General features: G+C 70.3%; 11 protein-coding genes, 1 pseudogene and 1 riboswitch. Of the genes and pseudogenes, 7 read left to right on the forward strand and 5 right to left on the reverse strand.

From position 1 onward, the window contains the following. Window positions 1-553 (forward strand): annotated as a pseudogene (locus QZV84_RS04325) (hypothetical protein); the annotation flags it as partial. A 76-nt stretch (window positions 554-629) separates the two neighbouring features. On the opposite strand, the gene gcvP reads toward QZV84_RS04325, so the two are convergent. The 4 genes from gcvP to QZV84_RS04345 form a co-directional block, all read right to left on the reverse strand. Further along, window positions 630-3,572, reverse strand: coding sequence for an aminomethyl-transferring glycine dehydrogenase (gcvP, locus tag QZV84_RS04330; protein ID WP_292825823.1), 2,943 nt, complete (start codon window positions 3,570-3,572; stop codon window positions 630-632). Continuing rightward, window positions 3,569-3,970: a glycine cleavage system protein GcvH gene (gcvH, locus tag QZV84_RS04335; RefSeq protein WP_292825938.1), complete on the reverse strand. Its 402-nt coding sequence runs from the start codon at window positions 3,968-3,970 to the stop codon at window positions 3,569-3,571. The genes gcvP and gcvH overlap by 4 nt, the downstream gene beginning before the upstream one ends. Window positions 3,971-4,029: 59 nt before the next feature. Then, entirely contained in the window at window positions 4,030-5,172 is a 1,143-nt protein-coding gene (gene gcvT, locus QZV84_RS04340; RefSeq protein WP_292825826.1) for a glycine cleavage system aminomethyltransferase GcvT, read from the reverse strand. A 157-nt stretch (window positions 5,173-5,329) separates the two neighbouring features. Further along, a riboswitch (glycine riboswitch) is annotated at window positions 5,330-5,426 on the reverse strand. A gap of 53 nt (window positions 5,427-5,479) precedes the next feature. Next, window positions 5,480-6,655 (reverse strand): MarP family serine protease, encoded by a 1,176-nt coding sequence (locus tag QZV84_RS04345; protein WP_292825829.1) that lies wholly within the window; start codon window positions 6,653-6,655, stop codon window positions 5,480-5,482. Between the two features lie 220 nt (window positions 6,656-6,875). Between QZV84_RS04345 and QZV84_RS04350 the strand changes: the two genes are divergently transcribed. Genes QZV84_RS04350 through QZV84_RS04375 form a run of 6 tightly spaced genes read left to right on the forward strand, consistent with a single transcriptional unit; the run spans window position 6,876 to window position 13,570 of the window. Further along, entirely contained in the window at window positions 6,876-7,541 is a 666-nt protein-coding gene (locus QZV84_RS04350; protein WP_292825941.1) for an NUDIX domain-containing protein, read from the forward strand. Between the two features lie 26 nt (window positions 7,542-7,567). Next, window positions 7,568-8,917, forward strand: coding sequence for a quinolinate synthase NadA (gene nadA / locus QZV84_RS04355; RefSeq protein WP_292825832.1), 1,350 nt, complete (start codon window positions 7,568-7,570; stop codon window positions 8,915-8,917). Beyond that, window positions 8,914-10,554, forward strand: a complete 1,641-nt coding sequence (gene nadB / locus QZV84_RS04360; protein ID WP_292825835.1) for an L-aspartate oxidase — start codon at window positions 8,914-8,916, stop codon at window positions 10,552-10,554. Before nadA ends, nadB begins: the two co-directional genes overlap by 4 nt. Further along, complete coding sequence (gene nadC / locus QZV84_RS04365; protein ID WP_292825838.1) at window positions 10,554-11,405, forward strand: carboxylating nicotinate-nucleotide diphosphorylase; 852 nt, start codon at window positions 10,554-10,556, stop codon at window positions 11,403-11,405. The genes nadB and nadC overlap by 1 nt, the downstream gene beginning before the upstream one ends. Before the next feature lie 16 nt (window positions 11,406-11,421). Beyond that, the gene (locus QZV84_RS04370) at window positions 11,422-12,567 is read left to right on the forward strand and encodes a cysteine desulfurase family protein (RefSeq protein ID WP_292825944.1); all 1,146 of its coding nucleotides are present in this window, start codon (window positions 11,422-11,424) and stop codon (window positions 12,565-12,567) included. 28 nt (window positions 12,568-12,595) lie between these two features. Next, window positions 12,596-13,570 (forward strand): glycosyltransferase family 2 protein, encoded by a 975-nt coding sequence (locus tag QZV84_RS04375; protein ID WP_292825841.1) that lies wholly within the window; start codon window positions 12,596-12,598, stop codon window positions 13,568-13,570. Window positions 13,571-13,577: 7 nt separating this feature from the next. On the opposite strand, the gene QZV84_RS04380 is transcribed toward QZV84_RS04375, so the two are convergent. Next, window positions 13,578-15,596, reverse strand: a complete 2,019-nt coding sequence (locus tag QZV84_RS04380; protein ID WP_292825947.1) for an ABC transporter ATP-binding protein — start codon at window positions 15,594-15,596, stop codon at window positions 13,578-13,580. Window positions 15,597-15,742: the final 146 nt, after the last annotated feature.

The following is a 15,742-nucleotide window of genomic DNA, read 5'->3' on the forward strand; positions in this document are numbered from 1 at the left end:
CGCGATCGGTCTCGCCGTGGCGGGCTCCGCACTGCGCGCTGATCGTCACCTGACGTCACAGGAGCTCGCAGAGTTGAACGCGACTCGGCTGTCGGCGCGCGGACGTCGGCACGCCCGGTGGGTGCTCGATCGCGCGATATCGACGCCGGAATCGCCCCTCGAGTATGTCAGCGTCGCCGCGATCGAATGGCTCGGATTCCCGGCACCGGCGCTGCAGAAGTGGATATTCGGCGCCCCCGGAGAGGACGCAGACCGCCTGGACTTCTGGTGGGAGCCGTGGCGCATCGGCGGTGAAGCCGACGGCGAGATCAAGTACAGCGGCGAGCTGGGCGATGCGCGCAGCGCCATGCGCGAGCGCAGCCTGCGCGACGCACGACTGCTCGATCGCGGCGTTGCAGCCACGGCTCACTGGGGTTGGCGCGAGGCGATCGCAGCCAAGCCGGTGCGGGCCGCGTTGCTGGCCGCCGGCCTGCCTGCCGAGCGCCCCGAGGACAGTCCCCAACTCCGCTCGCTGCAGCGCGCTCTCACGCCTCCCACCGCGAGACGGCAATAGCGCACCGAGACTGCAGCCGGTAGCCGCGGTTTCGGTGCACGGATGCTGTCTCGAGAACGGGCAGCGCCTCACGCCGTCAGGCGAAGGCCTCCACGGGCGGGCAGGCGCACACCAGGTTGCGGTCGCCGTAGGCCTGGTCGATCCGGCGAACCGGAGGCCAGTACTTCGTGCGCACCAGGCTGTGCACCGGGTATACCGCGAGCTCGCGCGAGTAGGGGTGCTCCCACGTGCCCGACACCACGGCCTCCGCCGTGTGCGGCGCGTTCACCAGTGGGTTGTCACCGGACGGCCACTCCCCCGCCGCCACGGCGAGCGCCTCGGCCCGGATCGCGATCATCGCCTCGATGAAGCGCTCGATCTCGGCGTGATCCTCGGACTCCGTCGGCTCGACCATGAGGGTCCCGGCGACCGGGAATGACATCGTCGGCGAGTGGAAGCCGTAGTCGATCAGACGCTTGGCGACGTCGTCGACCGTGACCCCGGTCTCCTCCTTCAACGGCCGCAGATCGAGGATGCACTCGTGCGCGACGAGGCCGCTCTCGCCGGTGTACAGCACCGGGTAATGGTCCTTGAGGCGGGTCGCGATATAGTTCGCGGACAGCACTGCGGCCGCGGTCGCATCGCGCAGGCCCTCCGCGCCCATCATGCGCACGTACGCCCATGAGATGGGCAGGATGCCGGCAGACCCGTGCGGCGCACCCGACACGGCACCTCCGTCGAACACGAACCCGCCGATCTGTGAACCGGCACCGTGGTCCTTGCGCTGCGAGAACGGGTGACCCGGCAGGTACGGCGCGAGGTGCGCCTTGGCCGCGACCGGACCGACGCCCGGACCTCCGCCGCCGTGCGGGATCGCGAAGGTCTTGTGCAGGTTCAGGTGCGACACGTCGCCGCCGAGGTCGCCGAACCGTGCGTAACCGAGCAGCGCGTTGAGGTTCGCGCCGTCGACGTACACCTGGCCGCCGGCGTCATGCACGGCCTGGGTGATCTCGAGCACATCGTGCTCGTACACGCCATGGGTCGACGGATACGTGATCATCAGTGCGGCGAGCGACGCCGCATGCAGGGCGATCTTCGCGCGCAGGTCGTCGAGGTCGACATTCCCGGCCTCGTCGCATGCGATGACGACGACCTTCATGCCGGCCAGCACAGCGGATGCCGCGTTCGTCCCGTGCGCGGACGAGGGGATGAGACAGACCGTGCGGTCGTGTTCGCCGTTCGCGCGATGCCAGCCGCGGATCGCGAGGAGACCGGCGAGTTCGCCCTGCGAGCCGGCGTTCGGCTGCAGCGAGACCGCGTCGTAACCGGTCATCTCCGCCAGCCACGTCTCGAGCTGCTCGATCATCGCTAGGTACCCGCGCACATCGTCCTCGGGAGCGAAAGGGTGCACGCGCGAGAACTCCGGCCATGACACCGCCGCCATCTCGGTCGCCGCGTTGAGCTTCATGGTGCACGAGCCCAGCGGGATCATACCCCGATCGAGCGCGTAGTCCCGGTCGGCGAGCTGCTTGAGGTAGCGCATCATCGCCGTCTCACTGCGGTGCGTGTTGAAGACCGGATGCGTGAGGTAATCGTCATCGCGCAGGAGAGCGTCCGAGACACCGGCGAGAAGGGCGGCATCCGCGAAGTCGACCGAGCGGTCGCCGTGCTCGTCCTCCGCCGGAAGACCGAAGGCCCACGCGAGGGCGGCGAGGTCGTCCGCCGTCGTGGTCTCGTCGACCGAGATGCCGACGGTCGCATCGTCGGCCCAGAACAGCTGGTAGCCGCGCGACCTCGCACGCTCGATCACGCGCTGCGACGGACCCGGGGTGGTCACGCGGATGGTGTCGAAGAACGCGTCCGACGCGAGCGAGAGCCCGTACGAGCGCAGTCGCCCGGCGAGCGCCTCGGTCTTGCGCGCGACCTCGGTCGCGATCCCCCGCAGCCCGTCAGGTCCGTGGTACACCGCGTACATCGCGGCCATGACCGCCAGCAGCACCTGGGCGGTGCAGATGTTCGAGGTGGCCTTCTCGCGCCGGATGTGCTGCTCGCGGGTCTGCAGCGACAGGCGGTACGCGGGGTGCCCGGCGGCATCCTGCGACACGCCGACCAGGCGACCGGGCAGCTGGCGCTCCAGACCGGAGCGCACCGCCATGTAGCCCGCGTGCGGGCCGCCGAAGCCGAGTGGCACGCCGAAGCGCTGGGTGGTGCCGACCGCGATGTCCGCGCCGAGCGACCCGGGCGAGCGCAGCAGCGTGAGGGCGAGCAGATCGGCCGCGACGACCGCGAGCCCGCCCACGAGGTGGGCCGCTTCGATCACGCCGGACGGGTCCCAGACGCGCCCGGACGCGCCCGGGTACTGCACGAACACGCCGAACAGCGCGTCCGGAAGAGTCGCACCGTGTGCGAAGTCGAGTTCGATGAGTTCGACGCCGACCACCGCGGCGCGCGTACGCAGCACCGCTTTGGTCTGCGGCAGCGCGTCGGCGTCGACGGCGAACACGTTCGAGGTCGACTTCGAGGCGCGACGGGCCACCAGCATGCCCTCGACCACCGCGGTGGGCTCGTCGAGCATCGAGGCGTTCGCGGTGGCGAGCCCCGTGAGGTCGGTGACCATCGTCTGGAAGTTGATCAGGGCCTCGAGCCGGCCCTGCGAGATCTCGGGCTGGTACGGCGTGTACGACGTGTACCAGGACGGGTTCTCGAGCACGTTCCGCGCGATCACCGACGGCGTGAACGTGTCGTAGTAGCCCAGCCCGATCATCGGACGCGCGACCCGGTTCTGCGAGGCGAGCGCACGCAGCTCGGCGAGGGCTTCGGCCTCGGTGGCGGCGGGCGGGATGTCGGAGGTCTCACGCGGGTTCACATGAATGGATGCCGGCACCGCAGCCTGGACGAGGGCGTCGACCGAGTCGTAGCCCAGGGCACCCAGCATGAGAGCCTGCGAGGCGGCATCCGTGCCGATGTGGCGATCCGCGAACCCGAGGGGGCCGGCACCGAACCCGCGGGTCCGGCCGAAGGCGTCGCTGCGCTCGCTCACTGGTCGCCACCCGTGAGCGCGAGGTAGGCCTCGCGGTCGAGCAGTTCGGCCGGGGCCGACGAGTCGACGCGGATCTTGATGAGCCAGCCCTCACCGAACGGGTCGCTGTTGACCAGCGACGGGTCGCCGACGACCGCCTCGTTCACCGCGACGACGTCGCCGGTGAGCGGAGCGTAGAGCTCCCCGACCGACTTGGTCGACTCGATCTCGCCGACGACCTGGCCGGCGGAAACGCCGGAGTCGACGGCGGGCAGCTCGACGAAGACGACGTCGCCGAGCTTGTCGGCGGCGTAGTCGGTGATGCCGACCGTGGCCAGGGTGCCGTCTTGGTCGATAGGGCCGTCGACGGCGATCCACTCGTGCTCGGCGGTGTACTTGAGGCTGTTGAGGTCGGTCACGTCATCCTCCGGGTGGGCGTCATTGGTCGGGTCGAGAACTGCGGTCGGGCTGAGAGAGGTCACGCGGTGCGGCGGTAGAACGGCAACGTGGTGACGGTCGCGGGAATACGGGTTCCGCGGACGTCGATGAAGAGCTCGGTTCCGGGTGCGCTGACTGCGGGGGCGACGAACGCCATCGCGATCGGGTGCCCGAGCGTGGGGCTCAGGGCGCCGCTGGTGATCTCGCCGACCGGGCCATCGGCATCCAACACGGCGTATCCCGCGCGTCCGGCGCGCTTGCCCTCGGAGACGAGACCGACCAGGACCGGGGCGTCGGCCGCGACCACCGCTGCCAGTGCGTCGCGCCCGACGAAGTCGCTCTTGTCGGCGGCGACGGAGCGACCCAGGCCCGCCTGGGCGGGGACGATCTCAAGCGAGAGCTCGTGTCCGTAGAGCGGCATCCCGGCTTCCAGGCGAAGCGTGTCGCGGGCGGCCAGGCCGGCCGGCACGAGGCCGAGCGGCGAGCCCGCGGCCAGCAGCGCGTCCCACAGCGGGCCGACGTGCGCGTTCGGGACCAGAAGCTCGTAGCCGTCCTCGCCGGTGTAGCCGGTGCGCGCGATCAGCACCGGGTGTCCGTCGAACGATGCCGCGACGGCGGCGTAGTACTTCAGTTCGTCCAGCGGATGCTCGAACGTTCCGAGTGCCTCGGTCGCTTCGAGGACCGCGCGGGCGAGCGGGCCCTGCACGGCGACGAGCGAGTAGTCGTCTGTGGCGTCGGCGACGTCGACGGCACGCCCGTGGGCGCGTTGCGCGAGCGCCGCGGCGACGGGTTCACGGTTGCCCGCGTTCGCGATCACCAGGAAGCGCTCGTCGCCGAGTCGATAGACGATCACGTCGTCGATGATGCCGCCGCTCTCCGCGAGCACGAGCGAGTATTTCGCCTTGCCCACCGCCATCGTCGCGAACCGTCCGGCGAGCGCGAAGTCCAGGTAGTCGGCTGCGCCTTCGCCGGCGACGAAGAACTCGGCCATATGCGAGATGTCGAACAGGCCTGCCGCCGAGCGCACCGCATGATGCTCGGCGAGATCGGAGCTGTAACGGACGGGCATGGCCCAGCCGCCGAAGTCGGTGAACGACGCTCCGAGCGCCTCGTGGCGCTCTCGCAGCTGCGTATGGCGCGGCGCGCTCTCGGGCGGCGACTCTGTATCGCGGGGGTCCGTCATGAGTTCTCCCGGGATCGTGCGGGCAGACGCCGGATGGCGCCTGTGAACTCCCCCTCTGTCATGGGCCTGAGAGTTTCGTCGCGGCGTCCGATCGCAGGAACGGGTGCCAGCACTTTCACCGTCGGCGGATCCTCGAAGGATCGCTTTTCAGAGCGGCCGAGCCCGGGCGGTACGCGTGACCTGAGAGATTGGCGGGGAGGCTTGCTCCTTCGGTGCTCGGCTGAATACCGCCGAGGCTCTCCCGTCCGGGTTGTTGGCCTGTATTGACTTGCCCACCCAGCATAGCGTTCGCGTCCTGCACGACGCGTCACCCCGTGCAGGGGCCGGTCGAGACCGGCTGCGTCCACCCGGCTGCCCCCGCGATCACCGGCTCGAGCTCCACGGTCGTCATCGCGTAGCCGCGATCGGCATCGGCCTCGGCGCGGGCGAACACCACGCCGGCGACGTCGCCGTCGGCCGTCAGCACGGGCCCGCCCGAGTTGCCGGGCTCAACCACCGCGGCCAGCGCGTAGATGTCGCGCTGCGAGTTGGACGTGCCGTAGATGTCGGGCACGAACACCGAGCCCGAGGAGATCACCTCGGCGCCCGTCATCGTGAACGGGCCGCCGAAGGGGTAGCCCTGCACGACCGCGGCGGTACCCGGTGCGAGCGGGGCGCTCACCGCAATCGCGGCCGCGCCGAGATCATCCACGGCGATCAGCGCGAGGTCGTCGATCGGGTCGAAGTACACGATTGTGCCCTCCCGCGCAGGACGGCCCGGCAGTTCGACCAGGGGGGCGGTGACCCCGGCGACGACGTGCGCGTTCGTGACGACGCGGTCGGGCGCGATCACGAACCCAGAGCCGGTCGCGCTGGTTCCGCACGCGTAGGCGACCCCCGATACGCGGGCGACGGATGCCGCAGCCACGGCCAGTTCGGGATCATCGAGCGCGACGGGCGGGGCGCTCGGCTGCACATCGAGGTCCAGGAGCACGCCCAACTGCGGCAGACCGTCCACGAGCACGGCGGAACGGATCCGGGCGAGGGTCTCGGTGACGGGCCGCGGGGTCACCGCCTCGATCGTGCGCAGCACCTGCGACGACGCGACCATCGTCGAGACGCCGGGGGTGCCGGTGACGGAGATGCTCGATCCGATCAGGCTGAGCGACAGCGCGCCGACCAGGACCGCGATCGCGCCGCCGAGCACTCGGTCCACGACCCGCAGGGGCGTCCTCCGGTCGACGCCGCGCCGCAGCGCGCCGCCGACGGCGCCTCCGGCGGCTGCGCCGCCGACCAGCAGCGCAACCGACACCCCGATCACGCCGATCACGCGCGAGTTCGGCCATGGCCACACATCGTTGACGATCGGCACGAGCCAGAATGCGGCGAATCCGCCGATCACCAGGCCGATGAGCGCACCGAGGCTGGCCAGCAGACCGCGCTGCACGCCGATGATGAGCGCGACGAGCAGGATCGCGACGAGCACCACGTCGAAGACGAGCACGTTCTCCTCCGCTCTCGGGTGTGCAGGATCCAGGCGTTCAGCGTACGCATCCGTTCCTGTGCCGACACCGCGAGAATCTGATCATGCGAATCGGGGTTGCACTTCGGGTCACGGTGACACTAAGATCGACTTCGAGGTAATGGTCACCATGACACAAACAACGCTGAGTCCTCGCGTCCCGGCTGCGGAATCCGCGTCGCACGAAGTCACGCGCGTCGCCGTGTCGACCGTGATCTTCACCCTGCGTCGCGACCCGGTCTCCGATCGCGCTGCGATCGTGCTGCCGCTGGTGCGTCGCACGCGCGACCCGCACGAGGGGCTGTGGGCGCTTCCGGGCGGCTGGCTCGGCGCGAGCGAGAGCCTCGACGCCGCGGCATCCCGCACGCTCGCCGAGACCACCGGCATCGCGCCGAGCTATCTCGAGCAGCTGTACGCGTTCGGCGCCGTCGACCGCTCCCCCAGCCGGGTCGTGTCGATCGTCTACTGGGCGCTCGTGCGCCCCGACGAGATCCCCGACCACGGGCTCATGGACGGCGGCGTGGAGAACGTGACGTGGTTCGAGGCGGCGCAGCTGCCGCTGCTCGCCTTCGATCACAACGAGATCGTCGACTACGCGCTCTGGCGCCTGCGCAACAAGGTCGGGTACAGCCGGATCGCCCACGGACTGCTGGCTGACGAGTTCACCCTCGCCGAGCTGCGCGAGGTCTACGAGTCGATCCTCGGCCGCCGCCTGGACCCTGCCAACTTCCGCCGTCAGGTCGAGGGATCGGGCAACCTCATCCCCACCGACCGCTTCCGCACGGGCAGCCACCGGCCCGCCCGCCTGTACCGCTACAACCAGGACGTCGAGCTCGCCGACAGCGGCCCCCTCGTCGTGCGCCACTGAACCTTCGAGAGCGAATCGAGTACGCCATGTCCGCGAAATCCGTCACCTTCCCGCCGCTGCCGGTGGATCCCTCCGTCGACCACGAGATCCAGGCCATCGTCTCGGGCGCGTCGACCGCCGAGACCTGCAACACCGACCTCGCCGCCGGTCCATGGAACTTCGACGACCGGCCCGGATACGGCCCGGGATCGTCGATGGGCGATGTGATCCCGGTCGGTTCACCGCGTCAGGGGGAGTTGCCCGTCGAATACCGCGAGGCATCGCCAGAAGAGCTCGACGCACGCGTGCGCGCCGCGAAGGAGAAGCTCGGCGATCGCGTCATGATCCTCGGCCACTTCTACCAGCGTGAAGAAGTCGTGCGCCACGCGGACTACGTGGGCGACTCGTTCCAGCTCGCGAATGCCGCGAAGGCCCACCCCGAGGCGGAGGCGATCGTCTTCTGCGGTGTGCACTTCATGGCCGAGACCGCCGACCTGCTGTCAACCCCCGAGCAGGCGGTCATCCTGCCGAACCTCGCCGCCGGCTGCTCGATGGCCGACATGGCCGACATCGACCAGGTGGAGGAATGCTGGGAGCAGCTTTCGGACATCTACGGCGACATGGATGCGCCGGACGCCGATGGCCTGGTTCCTGTGATCCCCGTCACGTACATGAACTCGTCGGCGGCGATCAAAGGATTCGTGGGGCGCCACGGCGGCATCGTGTGCACGTCCTCCAACGCGCAGACCGTGCTCGAGTGGGCGTTCGAGCGAGGCCGCCGCGTGCTCTTCTTCCCCGACCAGCACCTCGGCCGCAACACTGCCAAGGCGATGGGAGTGCCGCTCGAGCAGATGCCGATGTGGAACCCGCGCAAGCCGCTGGGGGGTGCCTCCGCGATCGAGCTCGCGGACGCGCGGGTGATCCTGTGGCACGGCTTCTGCTCCGTGCACCGCCGCTTCACCGTCGATCAGATCGAGAAGGCACGCGCCGAACACCCGGGCGTGCGGGTGATCGTGCACCCGGAGTGCCCGATGGCGGTCGTGGACGCAGCGGACGAGTCGGGCTCGACCGATTACATCCGGCGCGCGATCGAGGGCGCGACCGAGCCCGCGACCTTCGCGATCGGCACCGAGGTAAACCTCGTGCAGCGCCTCGCAGCCGACAACCCGCAGCACACGATCTTCTGCCTCGACCCGGTCGTATGCCCCTGCTCGACGATGTACCGCATCCACCCGGGCTATCTCGCGTGGGTGCTCGAAGGGCTCGTGAACGCGGAGGTGCTCAACCGCATCACCGTGCCCCAGGACGTCGCCGACCCGGCACGTCTCGCCCTGGAGCGCATGCTGGCCGCAAAGCCGCCCGCCGCGCCGGCCTCCGGGTGGGCGAACGCGTCATGACCGCCGGCCCGATCGTCCATGCCGTCGTCGTCGGCAGCGGGATCGCCGGCCTCACGGTCGCCCTGCACGCCGCCGACAACGGCTGCCGCGTCACCCTGGTGACCAAGGACGTGCTCGAGCACGCCAACACCCGCTACGCCCAGGGCGGGATCGCGGGCGTGATGTTCGACGACGACCGCGTCGAAGACCACATCCGCGACACGATCACCGCCGGCGCCGGCATGAGCGACCCCGAGGCGGTGCGCGTCCTGGTCGACGAGGGCCCGGCACGCATCCGCGAGCTGATCGCCCTGGGCGTCGCCTTCGACCGCGGCGAGGACGGCGCGTTCGTGAAGGGACTCGAGGCCGCGCACTCCTACCCGCGCATCCTGCACTCCGGCGGCGATGCCACCGGCACCGCGATCGAGAAGGCGCTCGTCGCGCGGCTGCGCACGAGCGAGGTGCAGGTCATCGAGCACGCCTTCCTGATCGACCTGGTGCTCGATGCGGGTCGCGTCGCGGGCGTCGAGCTGCTGGTCGGCGACGTCCCGGCATCCGGCCGGACACCGCAGGTTCCCGGCCGCCGCGAACGGGTCGACGCCGACGCCGTCGTGCTGGCCACCGGTGGAGCCGGCCAGCTGTACGCGCACACCACGAACCCGTCGGTCGCCACCGGCGACGGGATCGCTGCCGCGCTGCGGGCCGGGGCCGAGGTGACCGACCTGGAGTTCTTCCAGTTCCACCCGACCGTGCTGGACGGCAAAGCCTACGCCGCCGGTCTCTCCCTCGGCGAGTCGTTCCTCGTCTCCGAGGCCGTCCGCGGCGAGGGGGCGACGCTGATCGACGAGAGCGGGCGACGCTTCGCGTTCGACGCGCACCCCGACGGCGAGCTCGCGCCACGCGACGTCGTCGCTCGCGCGATCGCCCGGCAGATGGAGGCCCAGAACGGACGCCCCGTCTTCCTGGACGCCACGCACCTGCGCGCGACCCCCGACGAGACGGCTGCCTTCCTCGCGCGCCGCTTCCCGACGATCGACCGCGCCGTGCGCGACCGCGGACTCGACTGGGCGCGAGAGCCGATCCCGGTGACCCCTGCCGCGCACTACCTGATGGGCGGCGTCACGACCGACCTGCAGGGGCGCACGACGATCCCCGGGCTGTACGCGGTCGGCGAGGTCGCGCGCGCGGGCGTGCACGGCGCCAACCGGCTGGCCTCGAATTCGCTTCTGGAGGGCGCCGTGTTCGGCGCGCGCGCGGGCGACGCCATCGCCGAAGACGCAGCATCCGGAGCCTGGCCGGCAGGTTCGCTCGCGAAAGTGCATCCGCTTCCGCCGAAGGTGCTCTCGATCGAGGGTTCCGTCAGGTCGTTCACCCGCAGCGCGCTGCAGGAAATGCTCTGGGAGGATGCCGGACTCATGCGGGATGCCGCAGGACTCGAGCATGCCGCATCCGTCATCGCGCGATGGCGCCGCACCCACCGCTCCCCCGTCACCCAGGCGGAGTTCGAGGACCAGAACCTGCTTGTGGTGGGAGAACAGCTCGTCGCAGCGGCGCTCCGGCGCGAGGAGTCGCTCGGCGCCCACTACCGCTCCGACGAGCACTCTCGAGAGTGGGTGGATGCCGCCACCGCGGTCTCCGTCACGCCCGGAGTCGCCTGATGCTCACCCGCAGCGCGATCGAGCGGGCCGTCGCGGCGGCGCTCGAAGAGGATGCCCCGTGGGGCGACATCACGAGTGAGATGCTGATTCCCGAGTCCGCGACCGCGCAGGCCGACCTCATCGCACGCGAGACCGGAGTGTTCAGCGGCGGGGACGTGTTCGCAGCCGCCTTCCGGCTGACCGACCCGCGCATCCGGGTCGAGCTGACCGTGCGCGACGGCGAGCCCTTCGAGAAGGGCGCCGTGCTCGCGCTCGTCACCGGGCCGGCCCGCGGCGTTCTGACGGCCGAGCGGATCGGGCTGAACTTCGCGCAGCGCATGTCCGGCATCGCCACGCTCACGGCGCGCTACGTCGCCGAGGTCGCGCACACCGGGGCGCGCATCGCCGACACCCGCAAGACGACCCCGGGCCTGCGCGCGTTCGAGCGGCATGCGGTGGTCGACGGCGGCGGGCACAACCACCGCTACTCGCTGTCCGATGCCGTGATGGCCAAGGACAACCACCTCGCCGTGCTCGCCGAGAAGGGGGTCTCGGTCACGGCTGCGCTGCAGGGCGCGATCGCCCGACTCTCCCACACGACCCACGTCGAGGTGGAGGTCGACCGGCTTGATCAGATCGAGGCCGTGCTTGCCGCCGGAATCGGCACGATCATGCTCGATAACTTCTCGCTCGAGGACCTGCGCCGGGGCGTCGAGCAGGTCGGAGGCCGGGCGACGGTGGAGGCCTCCGGCGGAGTATCGCTCAAGACCGTGCGGGCGATCGCCGAGACCGGCGTCGACGTCATCTCGGTGGGGGCGCTCACCCACTCGGCCCGCGCGCTGGATCTGGGCCTCGACGTCCGCATCTCCTGACGGCTGCGTCATGACCATGCTCTACCTGGACAACGCCGCGACCACCCCCGTGCGGCCCGAGGTGCTCGAGGCGATGATGCCGTTCCTCACACACTGGTTCGGCAACCCGTCGAGTCACCACACCGTCGGCGAGGCAGCGGCCGGCGCGCTCGCGGACGCCCGCGTGCGCGTGGCCCGCGTGCTCGGCATGCGCGCGAGCGACGTGATCTTCACCTCCGGCGGCACCGAGGCGAACAACCTCGCCGTCAAGGGCATCGCGATCGCCGCCCAGGCAGGGCGCAGCGCCCGGCGCGTGATCACCACGCCGATCGAGCACGAGTCGATCCTCGAGTCGGCCGCGTATCTGGCACGCGTGCACGGCTTCGAGGTCGCGCACGTTCCGGTCGATCACCTCGGACGCGTGCATCCGGATGCCGTCGCCGACGCCCTCGACACGGACACCGCACTCGTCACGCTGGGCTACGCGAACAACGAGGTGGGCACGGTGCAGGACGTCGCCGCCATCGCGGCCGTAGGACGTGAGCGCGGAGTGCCGGTGCACGTCGATGCCGTTCAGGCGGCCGGGTGGCTGCCGCTGAACATCGCCGAACTGGGCGTCGACGCGCTATCGCTAGCCGGGCACAAGCTCGGCGCACCCAAGGGCACCGGTGTGCTCGCCGTGCGCGGCCGCGTGCCGCTCGAGCCTCTGCTGCACGGAGGCGGGCAGGAGCGAGGGCGTCGCAGCGGAACCGAAGACGTCGCCGGCGCCGTCGGCTTCGCGACCGCGCTCGAACTCGCCGAGGCGGAGCGCGCCGAATCCGCCGCCCGAGTCGCCGCCCTGCGCGATCGCTTCATCACACGGATTCTGAGCACCGTGCCGAGCGCGCAGCTGACCGGCGATCCGGTGCACCGCCTGCCGGGGACGGCCAGCTTCACCTTCGCGGGCACGAGCGGCGAGGCGGTGCTGCTCGAGCTCGAGCGGCGCGGGATCGTGTCCTCGAGCGGATCGGCGTGCGCCGCCGGCAGCGATGAACCCTCGCACGTGCTGCTCGCCATGGGGCTCTCCCCTGAGCTCGCCCTGACCGCCGTGCGCTTCACCTTCCCGCACGCGCTCAGCGAGCCCCTGGACGCCGTCGCCGACGCCGTCGCGGCATCCGTCCTCGCCGTGCGACCGGGCGGGTGACCGGCATCTCGGTCGTACAATCGAGAAGATGACCGCCCCCGCTGCCCGCCCTGCGATCACCGTCATCGTACCGGGCCACAACGTCGCCCCGTACGCGGCCGAGGCGCTCGACTCGCTGCGCAGGCAGACGCTCCAGAACTGGATCGCGGTCCTGATCGACGACGAGTCCACCGATGGCACCGCTGGCATCTTCGACGAGGCCGCCAATGCCGATTCCCGCTTCCGCGTCGTGCGGCACGCCGAGCGCACCGGTCTGGGCGCCGCCCGCAACACCGGCCTCGACAGGGTCGACACGCCCTTCCTCGGGTTTCTCGACGCCGACGACGTGCTGACCCCGACGGCGCTCGCGCGCCTGGTCGGCGTGCTCGACGAGACGGGCAGCGACTTCGCGGCCGGGGCATACGTGCGACTCCGGCCCGACGACTCCGGCGGATACTCCCCGGGCACGGTGCAGCCCTGGGTCGCGGCGGCGACCGCGCCTGAGCGCCGCGCCACCACGATCGACGCACATCCCGATGCGACCGCCAACATCGTGGCCTGGTCGAAGGTGAGTCGCACGGAGTTCTGGCATCGGGTGCACCTGCGCTTCCCGGAAGGCAAGCTGTATGAGGACCAGGTCGTCGCGCAGCAGATGTATGCGCGCGCGCGACGCTTCGACACGATCCCCGACGTCGTCGCGCAGTGGCGAATCCGCGCCGACGGCTCTTCGATCACCCAGCGCGAAGCCCAGCTCGACGTGCTGCACGACTGCCTCGAAGCGATGGATGCCGGCCTTCACGTGCTCGAATCCGCCGGCCACCGCCTCGCGGCGCAGGCGCGCATCGGGCAGATGCTGCGGATGGACATCCCGCGGCTCGCCGACATCGCGCGCCGGCACCCGGATGCCGCCTACCGCCGCGCCCTCGGAGCGTTCACGCGGGAGATCTGGGCACGCGCCGGCACCGCGCAGGACAGCCTGGACGAGGCATCCGCCACCATCGTCGCCGCCGCGCGGCTCTGGTAGCCGCGGCTCAGACCAGCGGATCCTCGGCAGGCTCCACGAGCCGCAGCGATCCGGTCAGCACCACGACCGGATCATCGAGCGGCACCGGCACCGGGTCGTCGGGCCCCCGATCCGCACGGAGGGTGGGCAGTGCCCCGAGCGGCTCCGTGGCTTCGACGTCGAGGATGCGGGATGCCGCCAGCTGCTGTGCGGCGAGCTCGGCGTACAGCCCGTTCTCGGCGATGAGCGTCGCATGGGTGCCGGACTCGACGATGCTGCCGCCGTCCACCACGTGGATCACATCCGCGCCGATGACCGTCGAGAGCCGGTGCGCGATCGACAGGGTGGTCCGGCCGCGGGCGGCGGCATCCAAAGCCTCTTGCACGACGCGCTCCGAGACCGTGTCGAGCGCGGAGGTCGCCTCGTCGAGCAGAAGCACCGGCGGATCCTTGAGCAGCACGCGAGCGATTGCGATGCGCTGCTTCTCACCGCCCGAAAGCCGGTAGCCGCGCTCCCCCACGATCGTGTCGTAGCCCTTCTGGAACCCGGTGATGATGTGGTGGATGTTCGCGGCGCGGCACGCCTGCTCCAGCTCGTCCTGCGATGCCTCGGGCTTCGCGTAGAGCAGGTTCTCACGGATCGTGGCGTGGAACAGATAGGTCTCCTGGGAGACGATGCCGACCTCGTCGATGATCGACTCCTGAGTCAGCCGGCGCACGTCCTCGCCGGCGAACAGGACCGCCCCGCCGGATGCTTCGTACATGCGGGGGGTGAGGTAGAGCACGGTGGTCTTGCCGGCCCCGGAGGGTCCGACGAAGGCGACGTGCTGCCCTGGCTCCGCCGTGAACGAGATGCCGTTCAGGGTCGGGCGGGCATCTGCGGGCGCATCCGGGTAGCGGAAGATCACGTCCCGGAACTCGATGCGCCCGATCGGGCCGGGGGCAGCCGAGACCGCGATCGCGTCCGGCGCATCGCTGATCGCAGGCACCAGGTCGAGGTACTCGAAGATGCGGGCGAACAGCGCCGCCGAGGTCTGCACGTCGAGCGCGACCCGCATCAGACCCATGAGCGGCATGAGCAGCCGGGCCTGCACCGTTGTGAAAGCGACGATCGTCCCGGCTGTGATCGCGTCGGTGCCGCCCGTGATCAGGTAGCCCGAGACGAGGTAGATCACCGCGGGGACGCTTGCCATGAGCACCTGCACGACGGCGAAGAACCCTTGTCCGCTCATCGCGCGCCGCACCTGAAGCCGCACCTGGTTGACGTTCTCCGCCCCGTAGCGGGCCGATTCGGTGCGCTGTCGATTGAACGACTTCGACAGCAGGATGCCGGACACACTCAGCGTCTCCTGCGTGATCGAGGTCAGCTCCGACAGCGATTCCTGGGTCTCACCGGCGATGCGGGCGCGCACCTGGCCTACCCGCCGCTGCACGATCACCAGGAACGGCATCATGACGACGGCGATCAGAGTCAGTCGCCAGTCGATGATGATCATCGCCACGAGCGAGGCGATCACCGTCACGACGTTGCCCAGGATGCTGGTCGCCGTGTTCGTGAGAACCCCGGAGACGCCTCCCACGTCATTCTGCAGCCGGGACTGGATGACACCGGTCTTCGTGCGGGTGAAGAAGCCGAGCTCCATCGCCTGAAGATGATCGAAGAGCTTGACGCGCAGGTCGCCGGTGACACGGTTGCCGACCGTCGAGGTGTACCAGGTCTGCAGCACGCCGAGGGCGGCGGACAGAACGAACAGGCCGATCATGATGAGCACGAGCCGCAGCAGCAGGGACAGATCGGGCGGGCCGCCATCGACGGGGAAGAGCGCCTGGTCGAAGATCTGCTGAACGATCAGGGCCGGCACCACCGCGATCGCGGCGCCCGCGATCACGAGCACGCCGGTGACGAGAATGCGCAAGCGGTACGGGTGGAACAGCGCGATGACCCGCTTGCCCAGGTGCGGGATGCGCGGCGCTTCGGCGTTGAGCTTCTTCTGGGCGTCGATGTCGACAGGCCGGAATCCGCCGCCTCCGCCGCCCCTGCCACCCATGCTCACCTCCGCAAGCCTACTTACAGGCCCCGACGAAGGGGCCGCGAGGTCAGCCGAGCCCCGTCACGAGGTTGATCACGGTCGCGAGGATGACGGCGGCGCGGGGGTAGAGGGTGGGATGCCGTCGAGTCTGGGCCATACCCGCA

The sequence above is a fragment of the Microbacterium sp. genome (assembly GCF_011620715.1).
Classification (GTDB): domain Bacteria; phylum Actinomycetota; class Actinomycetes; order Actinomycetales; family Microbacteriaceae; genus Microbacterium.

Bases quoted from the DNA above. Each gene is read 5' to 3' on its own strand.
- QZV84_RS04375 (WP_292825841.1), top strand. From the start codon at position 12,596: ATGACCGCCCCCGCTGCCCGCCCTGCGATCACCGTCATCGTACCGGGC.
- nadB (WP_292825835.1), top strand. From the start codon at position 8,914: ATGACCGCCGGCCCGATCGTCCATGCCGTCGTCGTCGGCAGCGGGATC.
- nadC (WP_292825838.1), top strand. From the start codon at position 10,554: ATGCTCACCCGCAGCGCGATCGAGCGGGCCGTCGCGGCGGCGCTCGAA.
- gcvT (WP_292825826.1), bottom strand. From the start codon at position 5,172: ATGACGGACCCCCGCGATACAGAGTCGCCGCCCGAGAGCGCGCCGCGC.
- QZV84_RS04380 (WP_292825947.1), bottom strand. From the start codon at position 15,596: ATGGGTGGCAGGGGCGGCGGAGGCGGCGGATTCCGGCCTGTCGACATC.
- nadA (WP_292825832.1), top strand. From the start codon at position 7,568: ATGTCCGCGAAATCCGTCACCTTCCCGCCGCTGCCGGTGGATCCCTCC.
- QZV84_RS04370 (WP_292825944.1), top strand. From the start codon at position 11,422: ATGCTCTACCTGGACAACGCCGCGACCACCCCCGTGCGGCCCGAGGTG.